The following is a 22,433-nucleotide window of genomic DNA, read 5'->3' as shown; positions in this document are numbered from 1 at the left end:
CCACGACACTCGTCGGGGGCGCTGTCACGGCTGTGTGATGCGCCTGTGCCCTGTCTGTGAGAGCGGATCCGGGGCACACCGCGGCTCGTGCCACGCGGGCAGCTCGACCCCGAACACGGTGCGCCCGGGACGGGAGTTCACTCCGACGCGGCCGCCGTGCGCGCTCACCACCGCGTCCACGATCGCCAGTCCGAGCCCGGTCGACCCGGCGTTCCGGGACCGGGACGCGTCGCCGCGCGCGAACCGCTCGAAGATGTACGGGAGCAGCTCGGACGGGATGCCCGGTCCGTCGTCCTCCACCTCCAGCACGACGGTGGGACCGCGGTCCTGCACCCGGGCGACGACGGTGGTGCCCGGCGGTGTGTGCGTACGGGCGTTGGCCAGCAGGTTGACCAGGACCTGATGCAGCCGGGCCGCATCGCCCCCGACCGCCGCCGGCTCCATGGGCAGTTCGAGCCGCCAGGTGTGGTCGGGGCCGGCCGCGCGGGCGTCGCTGACGGCGTCCACGACCAGGGGCGGAAGGTCGGTGCGCTCGCGGTCGAGCGGACGTCCCGCGTCGAGCCGGGCCAGCAGCAGCAGATCCTCGACCAGGCCGGTCATCCGGGTGGCCTCGGACTCGATCCGGCCGAGAGCGTGCCGGGTGTCCGGTCCGACGGTGTCCCGGCCGCGCCGGGTGAGTTCCGCGTAGCCGCGGATCGAGGCCAGTGGCGTACGCAGCTCATGGCTGGCGTCGGCGACGAACTGCCGTACCCGCGTCTCGCTCTCCTGGCGGGCGGTCAGTGCCGAACCGACATGGCCCAGCATGCGGTTGAGCGCGGCTCCGACCTGTCCGACCTCCGTGCGGGGATCGGCCTCGGCGTCCGGAACCCGTTCCAGCAGGGCGACCTCGCCACTGTGCAGGGGGAGTTCGGAGACCCGGGTGGCGGTGGCGGCCACGCGCCGCAGCGGTCGCAGCGCGACACCGACCAGCGCGGTACCGGTGATGCCGGCCGCCAGCAGGCCCGTCGCGGCCACGCAGATCTCGACGAGGATCAACGTGCTCAGCGCGTCTTCCACCTCGCCCGCCGGAATCCCGACGAGGACCGTGCCGTCGCCGGCCGACCCGTTGCTCGCCGTTCCCCCGCTCGCCGTTGCGCCGTTCGCCGACCCGTCGTTCGTCGTGTGCAGGGCGATCGCGCGATAGCCCCCGAGCCCCGGCAGCGTGACGTCGTGCACCTCGCCGTCCGCGGGCACCGTACCGAGCGCCCTGAGCTGCGCGGCGTCGAGCGGCGTGGTGTCGTCCGGGCGGTAGCCGGGAGTGGTGTTCTCGACGGTCCTCGCGCCTTCGGACGCCGCGGTGCCGCCGTCCGGTACCAGCGCCCCGACCGTGCCGAAGGGCTGGCCGCCGCCGCCGAGGAAGTCCAGCGGGCCCTCCGTGTCCCCGGGTGCCGGCGGCGGACGCCTGGGCAGGTCGGCGCGGACCGCGATGCCGCGCAGCTGGTCGTCGAGCTTGCCGTACAGGTAGCTTCCGAACGCGATCGTCGTGACCGCCCCGATCACCGACGCGACCACGGCGATCAGCGCCACCGCGGACACCACCAGCCGGGTCCGCAGCGACCATCTGCGGCCGCGCATCCTCCGCACTAGTCGCCGGGCTTGATCAGATACCCGGCTCCGCGCCGGGTGTGGATCATCGGCGGCCGCCCGGCGTCGATCTTCTTGCGCAGATAGGAGACGTACAGCTCGACGACGTTGGCCTGGCCGCCGAAGTCGTACGACCACACCCGGTCGAGGATCTGCGCCTTGCTGAGCACGCGCCGCGGGTTGCGCATCAGATAGCGCAACAGCTCGAACTCCGTCGCCGTCAGATGGATCGCGTCACCGGCCCGCCAGACCTCGTGGCTGTCCTCGTCCAGGGTGAGATCCCCGACCGCCAGCAGCGACGCGCTGCGCACGGCCGCCGTCCCGGAGCGCCGGATCAGTCCGCGCAGCCTGGCCACGACCTCCTCCAGCGAGAAGGGCTTGGTCACATAGTCGTCGCCGCCCGCCGTGAGACCGGCGATCCGGTCCTCGACGGCGTCCCGGGCGGTCAGGAAGAGCACCGGCACCTCGGGCATGTCACGCCGCAGGCGCCCGAGGACCGCGAGCCCGTCCATGTCGGGCAGCATCACGTCCAGCACGACGGCGTCGGGCCGGAAGTCGCGCGCCGACCGGACAGCGCCCGCGCCGTCGCCCGCGCTGCGCACCTCCCAGCCCTCGTAGCGCAGGGCCATCGACAGCAGCTCGCTCAGCGCGGTCTCGTCGTCGACGACGAGGACCCGGACGGGGCTGCCGTCCGGCCTGAGCAGTTCGGTACGCCCCTGAGGCGTGGTCGCGGTCATGCGGTCAGCCTGCGACCCGGCCGTGAAAAGGCTCTTGCGCCTTTCTGTGAATTGCCTGAGAACCGGGGCTCCTCGGGGACCTTCTTCTCAGGAACCGCCTCAGGGCGCCTCAGCGACCGCGTCTTCCCAGGGCCCGCCGGACGCGAAGAGCCGGACGCCGTTGTCGTGGCAGACGGCGCGCAGCCAGTCGTCCCCGAGCCCGAGCTCCTCGAGGGCCCGGAGCTGATGGACGTACGGATAGGGGATGTTGGGGAAGTCCGTGCCGAGCACGATCCGGTCGCCGAGGTCCGCGAGCCGCGCCTTCTGCTGCTGGGGGAAGGGGGCCAGGCGCTCGCTGAAGTCCGTGAAGGCCATGGTCGTGTCCAGCCGTACGTGCGGGTGGCGCTCGGCGAGATCGAGGAAGTCGCCGTACTCGGGCATGCCCATGTGCGCGACGACGAGCGGCAGTCGCGGATGCCGCGCGAGCAGCCGGCCGACCGGTTCGGGCCCGGTGTGCTTGCCGGGCACGGGCCCGGAGCCGCAGTGCATCACCACGGGCACGCCCGCCTCGGCGAGCAGTCCCCACACCGGATCGAGCAGGGGATCGTTGGGGTCGTACGCGCCGACCTGGAGGTGCGACTTGAAGATCCGCGCGCCGCGGTCGAGGGCCTCGCGGACGTCGTGCTCGACGCCCTCCTCCGGGAAGAAGGTCGCGGTGTGGAGGCAGTCCGGCGTCCGGGCGGCGAAGTCGGCGGCCCAGCCGTTGAGCCAGGCCGCCATGCCGGCCTTGTGCGGATAGAGCATCGAGGTGAAGGCGCGCACCCCGAACCCACGCAGCAGCGCGACCCGTTGCTCCTCCTCGTGCCGGTAGGTGATGGGCCACTCCAGGCCCGTCATGGGCCCCACGGCGTCGAAGTACGCCCACACCTTGGCCAGGACCCGTTCCGGCATGAAGTGGGTGTGGACGTCGACGAGGCCGGGAAGCCCGAGCCGGGTCCAGAACGCGCGTACGTCCGCGGCCTCCGTGGCCTGGTCGCTGAGGGGCTTGTCGGTCATGACGCCCACCTTCGGACGCCGGCCCGTGGGGTGTCCACCGGCTTCGGCGTACGGGACCGGAACGTGATCCGGTTCATGACGGCCGGGCCGTCCGAATCACTCCGAATCACGAGGGCCGATGGTGCGGCGAGCCCTCCGGGAGGCCCCGGCCCGCGTTGATCATCCCGTCCGGCACCGGTACGCCACGCGTCAGAACAACCCGTCCTGCACGGCCCCGCCCCCCGCGTTGGCGTCGGCCGTCGGCACGGACACCCCCGCAGCCGGGTCGGCCCCGATGAGCGACCACCCCGTCATCAACCGGGTGTCGAGGACGACGAGTTCGTTCTCCGCCGTCCGCAGATGCAGATCGGGCCCGGCGGCCGCGAGCAGCGTGCCGGCGACGGCCCCGCCGTCGGTCAGCTCCCGCACGACCGCCCCCGGCGCCGTCAGCCGGCCGAGCCCGAACACCTCGGCGTGGTCGACGGCCAGGAACTCCAGCCGCTCCAGCGACTCGGCCCACCCGTTGAGCGCGAGCGCCCGCCCGTGCAGGTCCTCGATCTCCGCGGCGCGCTCGGCGGGGCCGGGCAGCTCGTACCGCACGGCCCTCTTGTGGGCGTACGGAATCCTGTCCGGGACCCCCAGCGCGCTGCGCAGCAGCTCCTCCGTCCGCCGTGCCGCCATCAGCGGCCCCCGCCCGAGCCAGCTGAAGACGACGGCGCCCTGCTCCAGCAGCCGCGCGGACTCACGCTCCTCGGCGGTGATGCCGACCTTGATCATCCCGGGCCCGAACCAGGCCAGATAGACGCGGTACGTCCGGGGGTCGTCGGCGATGGTGTCGGCCGCCACCGAGTGCGCGCGATCCAGCCGTGCACACTCCGGGCATCGCGCGTGGGTGGCCCGTCCCGGCACGACGGCCCGCAGCGGGCAGGCGTTGCCACGCGCCCCGACGCACTGCCGGACCCCTTCGGCACGGAACCCGAGCGTCTTGCCGGCAGTCAGCGGACTGACCCGCCCGCCGTCCCACCGGAGCACGGCCATCCGCGCCCCGCGCGGCCAGCCGAGCCCGGAGCACCGCCATGCCATACGCACCTCCGGCCGAAAACGCGGAGGTTACCCGAGAGCACTGACACAGGCCCCGGGTCTAGGCCGAGTTCCGGCCGATCCGCGCGGAGAGCCCGCGGTGCAGACATTCGACGAGCCGGGCCGTGATCAGGCCTTCGGGGTCGAGGCGTGGGTTGAAGATCGTGACGTCGAACCCGACGGCACGCTCGTCACCGAGCGCGATCCCGAGCACGCTCTCCAGTTCCGCCCAGCTCAGGCCCCCGGGGATGCGGTAGTCGACGGCCGGCATGACGGCGTCGTCGAGAACGTCCACATCGAGATGCACCCAGTACTCCCCGAGCCGTCCGACCGCCTCCCGGGCCGCCTCCTCGGCGCCGGCCGCCCGCACGGCATCGAGACCGACGGCGTGCATCTCCGGAGGCAGCGGCTGCATCCCGGCGTCCGTGGACTCCTCGGTGTCGCGGAACCCGAGGGCCACGACATCCTCGTCCCGCACGAGCGGCCGGAGCCCTTCCAGGTCGGTGAGTACGTCGGGCCCGCGGCCGGTGGCGAGCGCGAGCTCCATGGACGCGGCCTCTCCGTTGGGTTCCGCGGCCGGCTGGTAGAAGTCGGTGTGCCCGTCGAGGAACAGCAGCCCGTACCGGCCGCGCCGCCGCAGCGCGAGGAGGTTGCCGAGGAGGATCGAACAGTCGCCGCCGAGGACGACGGGGAAGTCCCCCTGATCGAGCGCTTCTGCGACGACGTCGGCCAGCTCGCCCGAGTACCGAGCGATCGCGGCCGCGTTGAGTACCCCGCTCGCGGGGTCCCGCCGGGCCACATACGCCGGCGCCTCGACCCGCCCGCCGTGGACGGCCCCCAGCCGCTCGGCCAGACCGGCCCCGATCAGCGCCGCGGACAAGTCCTCCACCCCGGAGGGCCGCAGCCCGAGCACGGAGGGGGCTTCGACGACGACCATCCGGCGCATCCCGGCTCCTTCTGTCGGACACCCAGCGGTGCACAAGGCCCCCTTCGGACGCTACCGGACAGGGGCGGTCGCCGCAGGGTGGCTCTCCCTGCCCCTCCGGCGGCGGTCCCGCCGGAGGGCGAACACCTCGCTCCCGCCGTCAACTCCCCTTGTACGAACGGTGGGTGGCGGATCACCGCCGCCCGGGCGCGGATCCACACACATGTGTCACAGATCATCGACAGCGCCAACCGAACCGGCGGATTCCCCGGTCTTGCCGTGCGGACCGACGTCCCGCGTCCGCTGCCCGCACCGACCGAGGAGACATCCGCGATGCCCACGACCTCCCCTTCCATGATCCGGCGCCTTCGCAGCCGGGCCACGGTGCTCGCCGTCGCCGGTACGGCTCTCGCCCTCGTCGCCCCGGCCACGGCGACCGCCGCCGCCGGCCAGACCCGTGCGGCCGCGCCCGACCCGGTCTCCGTCCTGTCGTACACCGCCAAGGAACGCCGCACGGCCCTCGCCTACTGGACACCCGCCCGTATCAAGGCCGTCGGCAAGTCCGTGGACCTCGGCCCGACCGGCCCGAAGGCCAAGCCGTGGCGGGGCACCACGCTGAAGACCGTGGGGCGGCTCTTCTTCGTCAACGCGTCCGGCGCCGACACCTGGTGCACGGCCACGGCGGTGAAGAGCGCCAACCGCTCCGCCGTGATGACCGCGGCCCACTGCGTGCGACGCGGCTCGTCTCCGGTCAACACCAACACCGACATGGTGTTCGTCCCCGCCTACGGCAAGGGCAAGCAGCCGTACGGCGCGTTCGCGGTCCGCTCGGCCATGACCCCGCGCACCTGGGAGACGGACTCCACCGACGACCTGTCCACGCTGGTGGTCGACCCCGACAAGAAGGGCCGCAAGCTCACCGACGTCGTGGGCGGCCAGGCCATCGCCTTCAACCGTGCCGTCGGCGGCACGATCTCCGCCTTCGGCTACTCGGCCACCCGCCCCCAGCGCGGCGAGGAGCTCCTCCGCTGCGTCGGCAAGCCGAAGAAGAAGCACGGCCTTCAGGCCATCTCCTGCGACCTGACCGGCGGCTCCAGCGGCGGCCCGTGGCTGGCCGACTTCAACGCCACCACCGGCAAGGGCGTCCTGGTCTCGGTCAACAGCTCACTGGACTCCCTGACACCGACCGAGATGCAGGCAGAGATCATGGGCGCCCTGGCGAAGAAGGTGTACGACCGGGCCCAGCGCGCCTGACACGGTTCTCTGCGCAGACGTGAGAGGCCCCGGGATCGTCTCCGGGGGCCTCTCACGTCCGCGCCGGATGTGCTGGGGCCCGTTTCTGATGTTCGTCGATCAAGTCGGGGGCGTGTGGGGCGGGGTCAGAAGCAGCCGGGTCCCGTGGAGGGGTTGAAGCAGGCGTTGATGCCGGGGCCGCCGTCGTTGGTGTTGGTGCCGGGGCCACCGAAGAGCGCGTCGCTGCCGGGACCGCCGAAGAGGGCGTCGTTGCCGTTGTTGCCGTTCAGGTTGTCGGCGCCGTTGCCGCCTTCGACGCGGTCGTTCCCGTCACCGCCGGACAGCACGTCGTTGCCGTCACCGCCGCAGATGATGTCGTTGCCACCGCGGCCGTCGACCACATCGTTGCCGCCGAGAGCGAAGATCACGTCATTGCCAGGAGTGCCGACCAGGATGTTGTTGCCGTTGGTACCGGTGATGGTGGCCGTGGCGGTCGCGCAGGTGGGGGGCGCCGGCGGAGCCGGCTCGTAGGTGATGGTCACCTGAGCCGGCCCCGCGGCGGGTCCGGAGGTACCACCCGTGGGGACACGGTTCGACGCACCACCGCCGCCACCGGGACCGTAAGCGGGAGGAAAATCAATACGGTTGCAGCCTCCGCCGCCGCCTCCACCGAACCAGCCGCCCCCGCCTCCGCCGGCCCCGATGCCGCCTCCGCCGTCGCCGCCCGCACCGCCTGTGCCCGGAGTGCCGGATGTACCGACGGCAGGGCATGCCGCTCCGGCTGTGCCGCCGGCGGTCTGGGTTCCACCGCCGCCGCCCTGGCCGCTGTTCGTTCTGCTGCCGCCGGCACCCCCGGTGATTCCGGCGTCTCCGCCGGTGGCCTCCGGGTTGAGGTAAGTGGGGGAGAAGCCGCTTCCTCCGCCGCCTCCGCCGCCCGCGACGATAAGGCGGGGGTCGGTGCCGGGGACGCCGGTCAGGGTGCAGCCGGGGCCGGCCGAGCTGCAGCTGCGGACATCGCTGGACCCGCCGCCGGCACCGCCCGTGAACCCCGCCGATCCGCCGCCGGCGCCCCCACCCGTGCCGACGTTGACATAGAGGGTGGTGGTGCTCGGCGGCACGGTGACGGTGCCGGTGACGGTGGCGCCGTTGCCTCCTGCGCCGCCGACAGGCCCGTTTTGTCCTGCGGCGCCGGTGGCGGTGACGGTCAGTTGGGTGACGCCGGACGGGACGGTGAAGGGCTGGTTGGCGCCTGCGTTGAAGGTGACGGTCACGGGCGCCGCAGCAGCGGGCGTGGCCGTGGGCACGACCAGTGCCGCCGGCAGTGCCACCGTGGCGAGCAGGACCGCAGCACGCCTGGCCGGGCGCCTCCGCTCACCCGCGACTCCGGCGCCACGTCGCTGGAGCATGGCATGTTGCAGGGTCCGTCTCACGATGGGGACTCCTCGGCAAAGAGCGCGGCACTCAGCACACGCCACGGACGTCGGTTGATGTTCAGGCCCCTGCCGGGACCGCCCGACGATCAAGCCACACGCCCCCTGTGTGGTCGTACAGACACACCGTCATACCGCCCGCAATCCACCGACCAGACGCTGCCCGACCCCGAACTCGGTCCTGTGATCCGTTGGCGTGTACACCACGGACACGAGGCCCGTGCAGTTCTCTCCTGGTCGGCCTCGAGGTTCACCGGAAGGTGACAGCGGATCCTGCGGCACTCTCGGATCGCCCTTGCTGTACTTCGCTGCTGTACGGCACGACAAAGCCCCCTCCGGAGTGATCCCGAGGGGGCTTTGAGCAATGTGCACTCGGCAGGATTCGAACCTGCAACCTTCTGATCCGTAGTCAGATGCTCTATCCGTTAAGCTACGAGTGCTTGGCGTTCCGGGCTTTTCTGCCTGGTCGGCGTTGCGGGAACAACATTACATGACCCGCGCCGTGAGGTGAAATCCGTTAAGCACACCCCAGCTGACCTGCGAAAACAGTGCCCCAGCGGCCAAGGATCCCCGCACGTACGCCCGAAGGCGCACAGCCCGCCGAGGACGACCGAAGCCCCGGCCTGCGGGCCGGGGCTTCGGTGATCAACTGGCGGAGGCGGAGGGATTTGAACCCTCGATGGGCTTTAAGACCCAAACCGCATTAGCAGTGCGGCGCCATAGACCGGACTAGGCGACGCCTCCAGCACACTCACGCGGGCGCGAGTGGTGCGTGCAGATGATGACACAGCCGAGCGGGGTGTCACCAATCGCCGTCCACGGTACTAGGCCCGCAGGCCGGAGGGCAAAGCACGGGCCGCCGGGCCCGTCGGCCCGGCGGAGCGTCCGTAGTCCGGGCGGCTCGGTCCGGTTGCGCAACGCCGGGGCGCACGGAGCGTTAGAGATGCCGGGGCATCCGCGCCCCGCACGGTCCCTCACTCCCGGATCCAGGAGCACCCATGCTGCGCCGCCTCGTCCTCACCGCAACCGCGACCGCCGCCGCGCTGGCAGGCGCCGTATCCGCCGCGGGAGCGACCCCTCTGCCGTTCCCGTTGCCGCTGCTGTCGGCACCCGACCCCGACCGGCTGACCGTGATCGTCTCCGACACCGGGAACACCCGGACGGACGGCACCTACGAGCTGACGTGCGACCCGGCCGGCGGCACCCACCCCGCGGCCGCCAAGGCGTGCACGCGGCTGGACGAGCTCGCGAAGGAGGGGCGTAATCCGTTCGCGCCCGTTCCCGAGGACCAGATGTGCACGATGCAGTCCGGGGGGCCGGCGACCGCCCGGGTCACCGGCACATGGCAGGGACAGAGGGTGGACGCCATGTTCAACCGGGCGAACGGCTGCGAAATCTCACGGTGGCGCACGATGGAGCCCGTGCTGCCGAACACCAGGTCATAGCGCCCGGCGGTACCGCATGTGCACACAACCTTGGTGAGAGCTCCCCCTCATCCGCCGCCCCGGCCCCCTCGCCTGCCTTTAGACTCCCTTCAGTGACAGGCTGAAGCCCGAGGGGCAAGATGGGACCGGCCGTCCGCAATATGCAGTAGGTCAGGGAGGAACCGTCGTCGTGAGCAGCAGGCCATCCCGAGGCGCTGCTCGCCTCGCAGCCATACTCGACGCCCTTCCGGACGGCCTCGTGCTCGTCAACTGCAACGGCACGGTCGTCAACGCCAACACCATCGCCCTCGAACTCTTCGAGACGCCCGGTACCGCACTCGTCGGTCGCGGGCTGCTCGATCTGCTGCCCGCCTTCGACTCGCGGCTGATCCCCGGCTCGATGCGGCGCCCCGAGGCGGCGGACGAGCGCGGCCGGACCAAGCCCACGCGGATGGTGGCGCGGCGCACGGACGGCAGCGAGTTCCCCGTCGAGGTGACCAGCGCGAGCCTCGAGGACGGACGCGAGGCGTACGACTCGTACAGCGGCTACACCGGCGACGAGCTGCTGATGCTCGTCGTGCGGGACCTGTCCGGAACGATGGACACCGAGGCCGAGCTGGCGCGTTCGCAGCGGCAGACCGAGATGATCCTGCGTGCCGCGGCCGAGGGTGTGGTCGGTACGGACACCGACGGACGCGTCGTCCTGGTCAATCCGGCCGCAGCGCAGATCCTCGGATTCCGGGCGAGCGACCTCGGCGGCAAGGAGCTGCACCCGCTGATCCTGCACTCGCGCGGGGACGGCGAGCCCTTCCCTTACGAGGAGTCGGCGCTCGCCGACACGCTCAAGTCCGGGCGCAAGCACCGGGTGCGCGGACAGGTGCTGTGGGCGAAGAACGGCTCGCAGGTGCCGGTCGATCTGACGACCGCGCCGGTGCGGGACGGCGACCAGCTCGTCGGCGCGGTGATGACCTTCACCGACCGCCGTCCGTACGAGGAGCTGAGCCAGCAGCACAAGTCCGAACTCACGGAGACGACCGAGCGGCTCGGCAAGGAGCTGGAGGAGACCACCGAACGGTTCACGGCCGAGCTGGCCGACCGCGCGGACCGCTACACCGCGGAGATCGAGAGCCGGGACGAGCAGTACACCGAGCTCGCCGCCCGCCATGACCAGCTGAACGCCGTGCTCGGCGAGTCGCTGCGCGGGCCGCTGGAGGAGCTCCGTTCCGAACTGGCGACCCTGGCCGCCGACCCGGCGGGGCAGTTGTGGCCCGAGGCCAACCAGATCCTGCACCACCTGGCCGCCGGTTATGCCCGGATGACGACCCTTGTCGACAACGTCCTGGGCTACCAGCGGCTCGACACAGGTGCGGAACAGCTCTACAAGATCCCGGTGCTGCTCGACGCGGTCGTCGCGGCCGGCGTCGAGGGCGCCGTCGAGCTGATCGGCCCGGGGCGGGCGCAGTTCGCGGTGCACGCTCCGCCGATCGAGGCCGAGGTGGACGCCGGACGGCTGGCGACGGCGCTCGCGCACCTGGTGGCGGACGTGGCCGGGGTCGACTCGACCGGCAAGGCGAAGCTGATGCCCGGCGGCGGGTATGTGGACTCGACGATCGTGGTGGCGGCCGCGCAGCGCGGTGACGTCGTACGGATCGAGGTGCGGGGGCCGTTCGCCGGGGGAGACCCGGTGCACGCGCCGATCGTGCGGGGCATCGTGCGGGCGCACGGAGGCGTGCTCCAGACGCACGAGGTCCCGGGCATGAGCGGCAGCGCCTACGTCCTGGAACTTCCGCTGGGCGAGGGCTCGGGGACCGTGGCACCGCCGGAGCACGGCGCGATGCTGGCACTGCCGGAGCAGCAGACGCCTCCGGAGCCGCAGCCCTCCCCCGGCACGTCGGGCGGTGGACGGCGGCGTGCGCGGCGGGCTTCCACGGACGCGTTCCTGGAGAGCCCCGTCGCGATGGAGGACCCGGTGGCCGCGCCGCCGACAGGGCGGCGTCGCGCGCACGGGGAACAGCCGCAGCAGGAACTGATCCCGGCCCAGGACTCGGGCGGCGGCCATGCCGCCCACGCGGGCGGTGGCGGAACGGGTCGCCGGCGCGGCCGGCCGAGCCCTGCCGAGGAGTCGGTCGCCGTAGCCGCGGGTGGCGGCAGGCCGACCGAGGGCTCCGTGGTGACCGCCGCGGAGGGCGCCGCCCAGTCGAATCGCGCCGCGCTCGGCGAGACGGTGCCGCCGCAGGGTGTCTCCGTCGACGGGCCCGGTTCGGGCCGGCGCGCGCGCCACGGTGCGATGCCGGAGCTGCCCGCGGCTCCCTCCGCCCCCGCCGCCTCCGCTTCGACCGCGATCGAGGCGCGCCCGTCCGGCCGCCGGGCCCGGAGGGCACTGGCGACCGCTCCGGCCGAGCCGGAAGCACCGCGCACGCCGTTCGCGCTGCCGCCCGCCGAGGCCGACCGCATCCCGCCGACCGCGGGTGAGGCGGACGCCTCGCTGCCGGGCCGGCACGACTCCGTCCGTACGGAGCCGGGTACCGACCATCACACGCCGCCGCAGCAGCACCCCACCCCGACGGGGCGGCGGCGCGCGCGGCCGCAGACGCAGGCGCCCGCCCAGGGTGCGATGCCGGACGCCCCGCCCGGGTGGGGCGACGACGTGCCGGACAACGGCGAGATCGACCCGCGCGCCACCGACGACGGTGCGAGCGGTCAGCACGCCGCGACGCAGGACGAAGCGGCGCCTGCGCAGTCGGGTGCCGCGACCTCGCAGGGCACCGGATCCGTCGCCCTGCCGATGCCCGCGTTCGAGGAGCCCGCCGCCGAGCAGCAGCAGGCGACACGGCCCGCGCAGGCGCGCGTCGCCCAGCCGCTGCCCGCGGAGGCACCGGTCCCGGCGGACGCCTCACAGGGCCGGGCATTCAGCGTCCGCACACTCGGACAGGGTGTGCCGTTCTCGCAGCAGATCGCCGAGAAGCAGAACCAGACGCTCGGCGCCGGACGCCGTCGCAAGCTGGGGACACGGTCCGCGCAGGGGGAGCACCCGGAGCCGGCCGCGAACGCCGCCCGCCCGCATCCGCAGACGCAGACCGCCCCGGCCCAGGCGCCGGCCCAGCCTCAGGGACAGTCGCAGACCCAGGGCCAGACGCCGGCGCAGAACGGATCGCTGCTCCCCGCAGAGCGCTCCGAGGGCCGGTCGTACGCCATAGGCGCACCCCTCGAGGGCGCGGAGGGCCCGGAGCCCCTGGACGGTCCCGGAGGCGCGGTGGAAGTGGCCAACCGGCCGCAGCCGCAGCCCGTCGACGACGAGCTGCCCCCGGAGCCGCTCGACAACCCGCGCCGGCTGCTGGTGTGGCCGGCGCCGGACGTCTCGACCCAGCAGGCCCTGAGCGACCGGGGCTACCGTCCCGTCGTCGTGCACTCCCGCGAAGAGGTCGACGCACAGATCGCCGCGTTCCCCGCGGCCCTGTTCGTCGATCCGCTGACCGGGCCGATCACCCGGACGGCGCTGCAGTCGCTGCGCCAGGCCGCGGTGGCCGCGGAGGTCCCCGTCCTGGTGACGGCCGGACTGGGGCAGGCGACACGGGAGGCGGCCTACGGGGCCGACCCGGCCATCCTGCTGAAGGCGCTGGCGCCCCGGGACAGCGAACAGCACCCGTCACGCGTGCTGCTGATCGAGGAGCACGAGGAGATCGCGCTGGCGCTCACCGCGACGCTGGAGCGGCGCGGGATGCAGGTCGCGCGGGCCGCTGCGGACACGGACGCCGTCACCCTCGCGACCCAGATGCGGCCGAACCTCGTGGTGATGGACCTGATGCAGGTGCGCCGCCGCCGGGCCGGGATCATCGACTGGCTGCGGGCGAACGGCCGGCTGAACCGGACGCCCCTGGTCGTCTACACCTCGGCGGGCCTCGACCGGGCCGAGCTGCCGCGGCTCTCGTCGGGCGAGACGGTGCTCTTCCTCGCGGAGCGCTCCACCAGCAACGAGGTCCAGTCCCGGATCGTCGACCTGCTCGCGAAGATCGGTACGAACTGACGGCGGTACGAACTCACGCCGTTTGCCGGGGGCTTTGGCCGGGAGCGTCAACTGATGCGTCGGGGGCGGTGTTTCACGTGAAACACCGCCCCCTTCGCGTGATGGTTCAGAACACGGTCAGAACTGGGTGACGTCCAGCTCACCGTCCGCGTACTGCTTGCGGATCACCTTCTTGTCGAACTTGCCGACGCTCGTCTTCGGGACCGAGGGGATCACCGCCCAGCGCTCGGGCAGCTGCCACTTGGCGACCTTCTCCGCGAGGAACGCCTTCAGCGACTCGTAGTCCGCCGTCGAGCCCTCCTTGAGGACGACCGTCGCCAGCGGGCGCTCGCCCCACTTGTCGTCGGGCACCGCGACCACCGCGGCCTCGGCGACCTCCGGGTGGGCCATGAGCGCGTTCTCCAGGTCGACGCTCGAGATCCACTCGCCGCCGGACTTGATGACGTCCTTGGCCCGGTCGGTGAGCGTGAGGTAGCCGTCAGGGCTGATGAGACCGACGTCACCCGTCTTCAGCCAGCCGTCCTCGCTGAACTTGTCCTCGGGCTTGAAGTCCTCGCCGCCCGCGCCTCCGTAGTACGAGCCCGCGATCCAGGCGCCCCGGACCTCCAGTTCACCGGCTGATTCGCCGTCCCACGGCAGGATCTCGCCGACGGGGCCGACCAGCCGGGCTTCGACGCCGGTGGGGAAGCGGCCCTGGGTGATGCGGTACGGCCACTCCTCCTCCGCGGTCAGACCGGCCGGCGGGTGCGACATCGTGCCGAGCGGGGAGGTCTCCGTCATGCCCCAGGCGTGACAGAGCCGTACGCCGAGCTTGTCGTACGCCTCCATCAGGGCCGGCGGACAGGCCGCGCCGCCGATGGTGACCTGCGTCATCGAGGTCAGGTCGCGGGGGTTGGCGGTGACTTCGGCGAGGAGCCCCTGCCAGATGGTGGGGACGGCCGCCGCGTGCGAGGGCCTCTCGCGCTCGATCATGTCCGCGATCGGTCCGGGCTGAAGGAACCGGTCCGGCATCAGCATGTTGATGCCGGTCATGAAGGTGGCGTGCGGCAGGCCCCAGGCGTTCACATGGAACTGCGGGACCACGACGAGCGTGGTGTCCCGCGCGGTCAGCCCCATCGACTCGGCCATGTTGACCTGCATCGAGTGGAGGTAGATCGAGCGGTGGGAGTAGACGACCCCCTTGGGGTCGCCCGTGGTGCCGGAGGTGTAGCACATGGCGGCGGCGGTCCGCTCGTCCAGCTCGGGCCAGTCGAACGTGGTCGGCCGGTCCGCGATCAGGTCCTCGTACTCGTGCACCGTCGCGTCGGTCTCGGCGAGCAGACCGCGGTCGCCGGGGCCGGAGACCACGATGTGCTCGATCGTGGGCAGGTGCGGAAGGAGCGGGGCGAGCAGCGGGAGCAGGGAGCCGTTGACGATGACGGCCCGGTCGGCGGCGTGGTTGACGATCCACACCAGCTGCTCGGCGGGGAGGCGGAGATTGAGCGTGTGCAGTACGGCACCCATGGAGGGGATGGCGAAGTACGCCTCGACGTGCTCGGCGTTGTTCCACATCAGGGTGGCGATCCGCTGGTCTCCGTCGACCCCCAGCTCGTCACGGAGCGCGTTGGCCAGCTGTGTCGCACGGCGGCCCACCTCCGCGAAGCTGCGCCGCTGCGGCTCGGCGTCTCCGGTCCAGGTGGTGATCTGCGACGTGCCATGGATCGTCATCCCGTGGTGCAGGATGCGGGTCACAGTCAGCGGTACGTCCTGCATGGTGCTCAGCACGGCGTCCTCCCGGTGGGCGCTAGCGCTACGTGGCAGTAAGAGTGGGAAGATTCTGCTCACGTACCGCGCGGTATGTCACTACCCCCGGGTAGGGGAACTGGCCACGGACGGTGTCGTTCAGCGCACGGGCGACAGCTCCGGGTCCTCGCGGAGCTTGCTCAGCGCCCGTGACACCGCGCTCTTGACCGTCCCGACGGACACCCCGAGCACCTCGGCTGTCTGGGCCTCGCTGAGATCCTCGTAGTACCGCAGGACGACCATCGCGCGCTGACGGTCCGGCAGCTTCATCACCGCGCGCCACATGGCGTCGTGCAGCACCTGCTGCTCGGCCGGGTCCGCCGTCGGCACGGTCTCCGGCTCCGGGAGTTCCTCGCAGGCGAACTCGTCCACCTTGCGCTTGCGCCACTGCGAGGTACGGGTGTTGAGCAGGGCGCGGCGGACATAGCCGTCGAGCGCCCGGTGGTCCTCGATCCGCTCCCACGCGACGTAGGTCTTCGTGAGCGCGGTCTGCAGCAGGTCCTCGGCGTCGCTCGGATTCGCCGTGAGCGAGCGGGCGGTACGCAGCAGCACGGGCCCCCGCGCCCGTACGTACGACGAGAACGACGAATAGCGAGCATGGGGCGCATGCCGTGGGCCGGCGCCGTACGACGGAGGCACCGGCACGGCGGGCCTCGAGACGCTTGTGCAGACTGGCGTGGTCATAGGTCCACGCTAGGAGCGGGTGCTACTCAGCGGATCGGCCACAGGTCCCGAAGCCATGTCCGCCTCAGGTTGTACGGCTGGTGCCGGCCTCACCTCCTGAAGGTGGAGGAGACCCTCAGGGGCAGTGCGCCCTCGGGTCAGGGGAAGACGCCCTTCCGCGGGGGCGGAGACAGGTCTCGGCGGCCGCGCCACGGGTCACTCCACCGACGGCCGCGGGTCGCTCGGGCCTTGGGCTCGGGTCCGTCGGAGCTTGGGTTTGGGTCGCCAGAGCCTTGGGCTCGGGCCTTGGGCGGGTCGCTCACGGGCGGATGCGCGCCACGGGAGCGTCCGCCATGCTCCGGCCGACGGTCAGGCTGTGGCCGCCGTGGCTCTCGCTGACGCCGCCGTCGTACTGGAGGATCCGCCGCTTCGGCCGCCAGGCGTACGGGTTCAGGACCTGCTCGTCGTACAGGTCCTCGTACAGGGCGGGCTGGGCGCTCCGGCGGGCGAACCACATGGCGGAGGGCAGGTCGCCCGTGCCGGCCAGCCGGGCGCGCTCCATGTGCAGCACCCCCGCGTCGGCGGTGCTGTGGAAGCCGGGCACATAGCCCCGGCGCCGTACCTCGCGGTTCCACGCACGGGCGAAGTCGAGCGTGGCGCGGGCGCACGCCACGTCGTCCACGTCGTACGCCTCCAGGTCGAGATAGAGGGCGCTGCCCCTGGCCATGCCGAGCGCCCAGGCGCGCTCCACCGCCTCGTTGCCCTCTTGCTGACCCTCGACGCCCGGGCTCGCGCCGATGACGGCGGTCCGTCTGCGCTCGTCCCGGACGCAGGGGGACTGCGAGCCGGCGAACACGGGTAGCACCCGCCAGCCCATCCCGTGTACCGCGGCGACCCAGTCCCGTGAGAGCTGGGGCTGCTGCGGGCAGCGGCGGCCACGGCCTGCGTAGGACACACCGACCGCGCCGTAGGGGGACGACGTGCGCCAGGCCTGCATCGCGGTCAGGGGTGGTGCCTGGCAGGTGTCGAATGCCAGGCCCCGGAAGGTCAGGGCGGTGTCCGCGGTCGTGTCCACGATGGCGCCGGAACCCTCAGCCGGAGCGTCGGCGTTGCTGTTCGGCCGGGCGATGCCGTTGGTGGTGATGTCCGCGTTGGTGTCGGCCCTTCTGTCGGTGGGGCGCTGCGCCGCGCGGGCGCCGTCGCCTGACGGGGCATCGACCGCGGATGCGTACGCCGTGTCCCTGGGCGTGGACCGCTCGGGTTCCGGTGTCAGCAGCAGACCGAGCAGGGCGGTCAGTGCGAGAGCGACGGCGGCGGCGCATTTCCGTAGGCGCATGTGCCGAGTGAACGGCGGGCGGAGCGGCCGGGCCACCGCTCAGCCCGCTCGCTCAGCCGTCCGCGCCCAGGATCAACCCGGATGTGGGAACGCCAGTGCCCGCGGTGACCAGGGCTCTGGCCGCGTCCGGTATCTGGTTCACCGAGGTGCCCCGTATCTGGCGGACCGCCTCCGCGATCCCGTTCATCCCGTGCAGATAGGCCTCCCCGAGCTGCCCGCCGTGGGTGTTGAGCGGCAGCGCGTCCGCCGCGACGAACTCCGCCGCCTCACCCGGTCCGCAGAACCCGAACTCCTCGAGCTGCATCAGCACGAAGGGAGTGAAGTGGTCGTAGATGATCCCGACGTCGATGTCCTGGGGCGTCAGGCCCGAGGTCCGCCACAGCTGCCGGGCGACCACTCCCATCTCGGGCAGTCCGGTGAGGTCGTCGCGGTAGAAGCTGGTCATCTGCTCCTGCGCCCGGCCTGCGCCCTGCGCGGCGGCGACGACGACCGCGGGGCGTTGCGGCAGATCGCGGGCCCGCTCCGCGCTGGTCACCACGATCGCCTGACCGCCGTCGGTCTCCTGACAGCAGTCCAGGAGCCGCAGCGGCTCGACGATCCAGCGCGAGGCGGCGTGGTCGTCGAGGGTGATCGGCTTCCCGTAGAAATACGCCGCCGGGTTGCGGGCGGCATGGCGGCGGTCGGTGACGGCGACATGACCGAAGGCCTCGGGGGTCAGCCCGTAGGTGTGCAGATAGCGCTGGGCCGCCATGGCCACCCAGGACGCGGGGGTGAGCAGCCCGAACGGCAGGTTCCAGCCGAGCGCCGCGCCCTCGGCCGACGGCTCCCGGTGCTGCACACCCGCGCCGAACCGCCGCCCCGACCGTTCGTTGAACGCGCGGTAGCAGACCACGACTTCGGCGATGCCCGTCGCCACGGCGAGAGCGGCCTGCTGAACGGTGGCGCAGGCCGCGCCGCCGCCGTAGTGGACACGGGAGAAGAAGGACAGCTCTCCGATACCTGCCGCCTGGGCGACGGTGATCTCGGGGCTGGTGTCCATCGTGAAGGTGACGAGGCCGTCGACGTCGGCGGGGGAGAGGCCGGCGTCGTCGAGAGCCGCGTGGACCGCCTCGACGGCCAGCTTCAGTTCACTGCGCCCCGAGTCCTTGGAGAACTCGGTCGCCCCGATGCCCACGACGGCGGCCCGCCCGCCGAGTTCGTCCCTGCGGCGGATGCTCATACGGCGCCCTCCGGCGGAAGGGTCACCGTCACCGTGCCGGTGACATGGGTGCCGATGTCGTTGGCACCGACGACCCGGACCTCGGCGGTGTCGCCGGTGACGGAGGTGATCGTGCCGCGCAGCACCATGGTGTCTCCCGGATAGTTGGGCGCGCCCAGCCGGATGGCCACCTTGCGGAGAACAGCACGCCCGCCGAGCCGGTCCGTGATGTAGCGCCCGACGAGGCCGTTGGTCGTCAGGATGTTCATGAAGATGTCGGGGGAGCCCCTCTCCTTCGCCAGTTCGGCGTCGTGGTGCACGTCCTGGTAGTCACGCGAGGCCACGGCGCCGGCGACGATCAGGGTGCGGGTGATCTCGATCTCCAGCGGCGGCAGTTCGTCACCGGCCTTCACTGGGCTCCCTCCTTCGCGAGCATCGCTCCGAGCTCCGCCAGCACTTCGCTGCCGCACCCCTGGTACGCGTCGAGCTGCCGTCCCCAGAGGAAGTGCCGGTGGACGGGGTGGTCCACATCGGCGCCGATGCCTCCGTGGAGATGCTGGCCCGCGTGCACGACGCGCTTTCCTGCCTCGGACGCCCACCAGGCCGCCGTGAGCGCGTGGGTCGCACACGGCAGTCCCTCGTCGTACCGCCAGGCGGCCTCGTAGGCCGTGACGCGGATGGCCTCGGTGTCCATATGGGCGTCCGCGGCGCGGAGCAGCACACCCTGGTTGGTGGAGAGTGGACGGCCGAACTGCTCGCGGGTGGTGGTGTGTTCGACGGCGCGGGCGAGCGACCCGGCGCACACACCCGCCTGCAGCCCGGCGAAGGCGATACGGCTCGCGGTCAGCACCTGCTCATACGGCCTCGTGTCGCCGAGGTGCCGGGTGCCTTCGCGATGCGCGCCCGGGGCTCCGACACGCTGCGCCGGGGTGCCGTCCAGGACGAGCCGCGCGGCCGACCAGGGCGCGGTGGTGTGCACCGGCTCGGTCTCCGCGTCGGCGGCCCGCACCCACCACAGGAGCCGGTCCTCGTCCGCGACCAGCACATGTGTGGCATCCCGCAGCCAGGGCACCCAGCCGACGGTCCCGGTCAGATGTCCGTCCGCCCGGCCGGCGGCACCGGCAGACGGGCCGCCGAGGGCCCGCACCGCAGCGGGTTCGGTGACCGCTCCCGTCGCCACCACCGTCCCGTCCCGCAGCCCGGGCAGCAGCCGCTCGCGCTGCTCGTCCGTGCCGTGCGCGAGGAGGGGGAGCAGACCGTAGGAACAGGTCGCCGCGAACGGCACCTGCGCCGTCGTCCGGCCCTGTTCCTCCAGCAACAGCACCAGTCCCAGCAGGCCGATGTCCTCCACTGCGGCGATGAGTCCCGCCGCGCACAGGGCTTTCCACAACTCGGCATCCGTCCCGGTGCCGGCCGCGGCGAGCCGGTCGGGGGTGGACAGATCAGCGAAGATCCTGGCCGCCAGCTCCCGTGCGGCGGTCTGCTCCTCCGTGGGTGTGAAGTCCATGGTCAGCCCTCACCCCCGGCCGTGTCCGAGCCGCTGGCCGTGTCCGAGCCGCCTGCCGTACCCGTATCGGCACCCCTGTCGGCGCCCGCTCCCGTGCCGCGGAAGACCGGCAGCTCCAACTCCTCGTCCACCCGCAGGAACTCCAGCTCCACGGGCATACCGATGCGCACCTTGTCGTACGGCACCCCGGTCACATTGCTGACCATCCGCACGCCTTCCGCGAGCTCGATCAGCCCCACCGCATACGGCCCTGTCGTGTCGCCGTGCTGATCGGGCGCCGCGAAGCCGGGGAACACCGGGTGGTGCATCACCACATACGAGTAGACCGTCCCGACACCGCTCGCCTCGACCGTGTCCCACCGGTCCGAACCGCAGGCATGGCACCCCGGAAGCCAGGGAAATCGCAGGGTGTCGCAGCCGGTGCAGCGCTGGATCAGCAGTCGGTGCTCCGCGACCCCGTCCCAGAATCCGGCGTTGTCCCTGTTGATCACCGGCCTCGGCCGCCTGACCTTCGGCTTTCGGGCGGCCGGCGCGTATTTGAGGATCCTGAAGCGGTGCGTACCGGCGAGCTCGCCGTTCGCCCGGACGTCCATCCGGGTCGTGATGAAGTGACCCGTCCCGAGCTTCGTCGTCTTGCGCTCCGACACCGAGTCGATCGCACCGTCGAAGGTGATCCGGTCGCCCGGCCGTAGCGGCCGCAGATACTCCTGCTCGCAGTCGGTCGCGACGATCGAGGTGTACCCGGCGTCGTCGAGCAGGCCGAACAGCTCGTCGTGCACCGTCGAATGCGCCGTGTGTCCCGAGAGCCCGCCCATCGTCCACGCCTGGAGCATCGTCGGCGGTGCCACCGCCTCCGGCCCCCGGTACGCAGGGTTGGTGTCCCCCATCGCCTCGCACCAGTGCCTGATCATCGGCTCGTTGACCAGGTCCTTGCCGGCTCCGCCCGTCGTGGTCGCCCTGCCCTCGTACCCCTTCAGCCGCTCGTACAGCCCCGGCACGTCCGTGTCCGTCACCGCCGCCCCCTCGTCATGCCGAGCCGCATCGTCGCGACGATCTCCCGCTGCACCTCGCTCACCCCTCCCCCGAAGGTGTTGATCTGCGCCGCCCTGTTCATCCGCTCCAGCTCCCCGTCCCCCGGAGCGCCTGTGCCGAGAGCCCCGGGCGATCCGGCCCGGACCAGTCCGGCCTCCCCCGCGATTTCCTGGCACATTCGATACACCTCGACCGCCGATTCGGTTCCCGCGAACTTCACCCCGCTCGCGTCGCCCGGGGCCGGACCGCCTGCCTCCACATCGCCCACCAAACGCCAGTTGAGCAGGCGCGTTGCCGCCAGCCGGGCGTGCGCTTCGGCAGCCCGGAACTGGACCCAGGGCTCGTCAATACGGCGCCTGCCGCTCACCGGATCGGGTGTACGGGCCCGCTCCAGAGCCGCCGCGAAGAAGTCCTCGGCCTGCATCCCGATCGCGGCGAGCGCCACCCGCTCGTGGTTGAGCTGGTTGGTGATCAGCCCCCAGCCGCCGTTCTCCTCGCCGACCAGGTGCGCCGCGGGCACCCGGACACCGTCGTAGTACGTGGACGTCGTGGTCTGACCGCCCACGGTCTCGATGGGTGTCCAGGAGAACCCGGGCGCGCCGGTCGGCACGAGGATGATCGAGATGCCCTTGTGCTTGGGCGCGGAGGGGTCCGTGCGGCAGGCGAGCCAGATCCAGTCGGCGTTCTGGCCGTTGCTCGTGAAGACCTTCTGGCCGTCGATCACCCAGGCGTCGCCGTCGCGGACGGCACGGGTGCGCAGAGCGGCGAGGTCGGTCCCGGCCTCGGGCTCGCTGTAGCCGATCGCGAAGACGATCTCGCCGCTGAGGATGCCCGGCAGGAAGATCGATTTCTGCTGCTCGGTACCGAACCTCATCAGGGTCGGTCCGACGGTGTTGAGGGTCACCATCGAGACCGGCGCGCCGGCGCGATGGGCCTCGTCGAAGAAGACGAACTGCTCGTCGGCGCCGCGGCCCTGGCCTCCGTAGGCAACGGGCCAGCCGAGGCCGAGCATGCCGTCCGCGCCGATCCGTCGCAGCAGGACTCGCTGGGCCTCCGCGTCCGCCGGGGGCGGCGGACCGTTCGGCATCAACGCCTGGAAATACGAGCGCAGTTCGGCGCGCAGCTGTTGCTGCCGCTCCGTCGGGGCGAGGTGCACGGCGGCCGCCTCCCGGGCGTACGGATCGCGGGGGATCAGAGGTTTCTGACTGTCCGTCAGGTACGGTCGCCCTGTCAAGGTCGTACCGCGCCCGCGATCGCGCGAGGCCCCGCACCGGACCCTGAAACCACGCCCACGCCGAACCGCCTGCGCGACGGCACCCAAGTGGCATGGCTCAGGCGGGGGGTGAACCCCCGGAGGGAACCCCCCCCCGGGCCGGCGGGAACCCCCGGTGGTGTAGTTAAACAAGGTCGTAGACTGAAACATTT

Annotated in this window: 17 protein-coding genes and 2 tRNA genes; 3 read left to right on the top strand and 16 right to left on the bottom strand. The window is 72.0% G+C overall.

Annotated elements, in window-relative coordinates; all coding sequences use genetic code 11:
- Positions 1 to 24: 24 nt before the first annotated feature.
- The 5 genes from ACFWU3_RS32975 to ACFWU3_RS32955 form a co-directional block, all read right to left on the bottom strand.
- Positions 25 to 1,614 (bottom strand): sensor histidine kinase, encoded by a 1,590-nt coding sequence (locus ACFWU3_RS32975; RefSeq protein ID WP_384444757.1) that lies wholly within the window; start codon positions 1,612 to 1,614, stop codon positions 25 to 27.
- An 8-nt stretch (positions 1,615 to 1,622) separates the two neighbouring features.
- Entirely contained in the window at positions 1,623 to 2,360 is a 738-nt protein-coding gene (locus tag ACFWU3_RS32970) for a response regulator transcription factor (protein ID WP_384444755.1), read from the bottom strand.
- A gap of 99 nt (positions 2,361 to 2,459) precedes the next feature.
- On the bottom strand, positions 2,460 to 3,395 hold the full coding sequence (locus ACFWU3_RS32965; RefSeq protein ID WP_384444753.1) for an amidohydrolase family protein: 936 nt from the start codon (positions 3,393 to 3,395) through the stop codon (positions 2,460 to 2,462).
- Between the two features lie 189 nt (positions 3,396 to 3,584).
- Positions 3,585 to 4,457 (bottom strand): DUF2797 domain-containing protein, encoded by an 873-nt coding sequence (locus ACFWU3_RS32960; RefSeq protein ID WP_384444752.1) that lies wholly within the window; start codon positions 4,455 to 4,457, stop codon positions 3,585 to 3,587.
- A gap of 58 nt (positions 4,458 to 4,515) precedes the next feature.
- On the bottom strand, positions 4,516 to 5,400 hold the full coding sequence (locus ACFWU3_RS32955) for an arginase family protein (protein WP_384444750.1): 885 nt from the start codon (positions 5,398 to 5,400) through the stop codon (positions 4,516 to 4,518).
- A 312-nt stretch (positions 5,401 to 5,712) separates the two neighbouring features.
- Between ACFWU3_RS32955 and ACFWU3_RS32950 the strand changes: the two genes are divergently transcribed.
- Positions 5,713 to 6,633, top strand: a complete 921-nt coding sequence (locus ACFWU3_RS32950) for a trypsin-like serine peptidase (RefSeq protein ID WP_384444748.1) — start codon at positions 5,713 to 5,715, stop codon at positions 6,631 to 6,633.
- A 125-nt stretch (positions 6,634 to 6,758) separates the two neighbouring features.
- On the opposite strand, the gene ACFWU3_RS32945 is transcribed toward ACFWU3_RS32950, so the two are convergent.
- The 3 genes from ACFWU3_RS32945 to ACFWU3_RS32935 form a co-directional block, all read right to left on the bottom strand.
- Positions 6,759 to 8,042: a calcium-binding protein gene (locus tag ACFWU3_RS32945; protein WP_384444746.1), complete on the bottom strand. Its 1,284-nt coding sequence runs from the start codon at positions 8,040 to 8,042 to the stop codon at positions 6,759 to 6,761.
- A gap of 367 nt (positions 8,043 to 8,409) precedes the next feature.
- Positions 8,410 to 8,482 (bottom strand) — tRNA-Arg (locus tag ACFWU3_RS32940).
- Positions 8,483 to 8,692: 210 nt separating this feature from the next.
- Positions 8,693 to 8,786 (bottom strand) — tRNA-Ser (locus tag ACFWU3_RS32935).
- 254 nt (positions 8,787 to 9,040) lie between these two features.
- Here ACFWU3_RS32935 and ACFWU3_RS32930 point away from each other — a divergent pair.
- Positions 9,041 to 9,487 (top strand): SSI family serine proteinase inhibitor, encoded by a 447-nt coding sequence (locus ACFWU3_RS32930; RefSeq protein ID WP_384444744.1) that lies wholly within the window; start codon positions 9,041 to 9,043, stop codon positions 9,485 to 9,487.
- Positions 9,488 to 9,656: 169 nt separating this feature from the next.
- Positions 9,657 to 13,490, top strand: a complete 3,834-nt coding sequence (locus tag ACFWU3_RS32925) for a PAS domain-containing protein (protein ID WP_384444742.1) — start codon at positions 9,657 to 9,659, stop codon at positions 13,488 to 13,490.
- Positions 13,491 to 13,607: 117 nt separating this feature from the next.
- Here the strand turns inward: ACFWU3_RS32925 and ACFWU3_RS32920 are convergent, their stop codons facing one another.
- The 8 genes from ACFWU3_RS32920 to ACFWU3_RS32885 form a co-directional block, all read right to left on the bottom strand.
- Positions 13,608 to 15,254, bottom strand: a complete 1,647-nt coding sequence (locus tag ACFWU3_RS32920) for a long-chain fatty acid--CoA ligase (RefSeq protein WP_384444740.1) — start codon at positions 15,252 to 15,254, stop codon at positions 13,608 to 13,610.
- A gap of 117 nt (positions 15,255 to 15,371) precedes the next feature.
- A complete protein-coding gene (locus ACFWU3_RS32915; RefSeq protein WP_352209563.1) occupies positions 15,372 to 15,956 on the bottom strand; it encodes a SigE family RNA polymerase sigma factor in 585 nt (194 codons plus the stop codon).
- A 298-nt stretch (positions 15,957 to 16,254) separates the two neighbouring features.
- Positions 16,255 to 17,271: a DUF1906 domain-containing protein gene (locus tag ACFWU3_RS32910; RefSeq protein WP_384444738.1), complete on the bottom strand. Its 1,017-nt coding sequence runs from the start codon at positions 17,269 to 17,271 to the stop codon at positions 16,255 to 16,257.
- Between the two features lie 52 nt (positions 17,272 to 17,323).
- A complete protein-coding gene (locus tag ACFWU3_RS32905; RefSeq protein WP_384444736.1) occupies positions 17,324 to 18,490 on the bottom strand; it encodes a lipid-transfer protein in 1,167 nt (388 codons plus the stop codon).
- Positions 18,487 to 18,882 carry a MaoC/PaaZ C-terminal domain-containing protein gene (locus ACFWU3_RS32900; RefSeq protein ID WP_384444734.1) on the bottom strand — a complete coding sequence of 132 codons (396 nt, stop codon included), beginning with the start codon at positions 18,880 to 18,882 and terminating at the stop codon, positions 18,487 to 18,489. The genes ACFWU3_RS32905 and ACFWU3_RS32900 overlap by 4 nt, the downstream gene beginning before the upstream one ends.
- Positions 18,879 to 19,976, bottom strand: coding sequence for an acyl-CoA dehydrogenase family protein (locus tag ACFWU3_RS32895; RefSeq protein WP_384444732.1), 1,098 nt, complete (start codon positions 19,974 to 19,976; stop codon positions 18,879 to 18,881). Before ACFWU3_RS32895 ends, ACFWU3_RS32900 begins: the two co-directional genes overlap by 4 nt.
- Before the next feature lie 2 nt (positions 19,977 to 19,978).
- The gene (locus ACFWU3_RS32890) at positions 19,979 to 20,989 is read right to left on the bottom strand and encodes a bifunctional MaoC family dehydratase N-terminal/OB-fold nucleic acid binding domain-containing protein (protein ID WP_384444730.1); all 1,011 of its coding nucleotides are present in this window, start codon (positions 20,987 to 20,989) and stop codon (positions 19,979 to 19,981) included.
- Positions 20,986 to 22,164 (bottom strand): acyl-CoA dehydrogenase family protein, encoded by a 1,179-nt coding sequence (locus tag ACFWU3_RS32885; protein WP_384444774.1) that lies wholly within the window; start codon positions 22,162 to 22,164, stop codon positions 20,986 to 20,988. Before ACFWU3_RS32885 ends, ACFWU3_RS32890 begins: the two co-directional genes overlap by 4 nt.
- Between the last annotated feature and the right edge of the window lie 269 nt (positions 22,165 to 22,433).

The organism is Streptomyces sp. NPDC058685 (assembly GCF_042714725.1).
Lineage (GTDB): Bacteria > Actinomycetota > Actinomycetes > Streptomycetales > Streptomycetaceae > Streptomyces.
The sequence above is the reverse complement of the archived record's forward strand: the minus strand, read 5'-3'. Positions and strand labels throughout refer to the sequence as shown.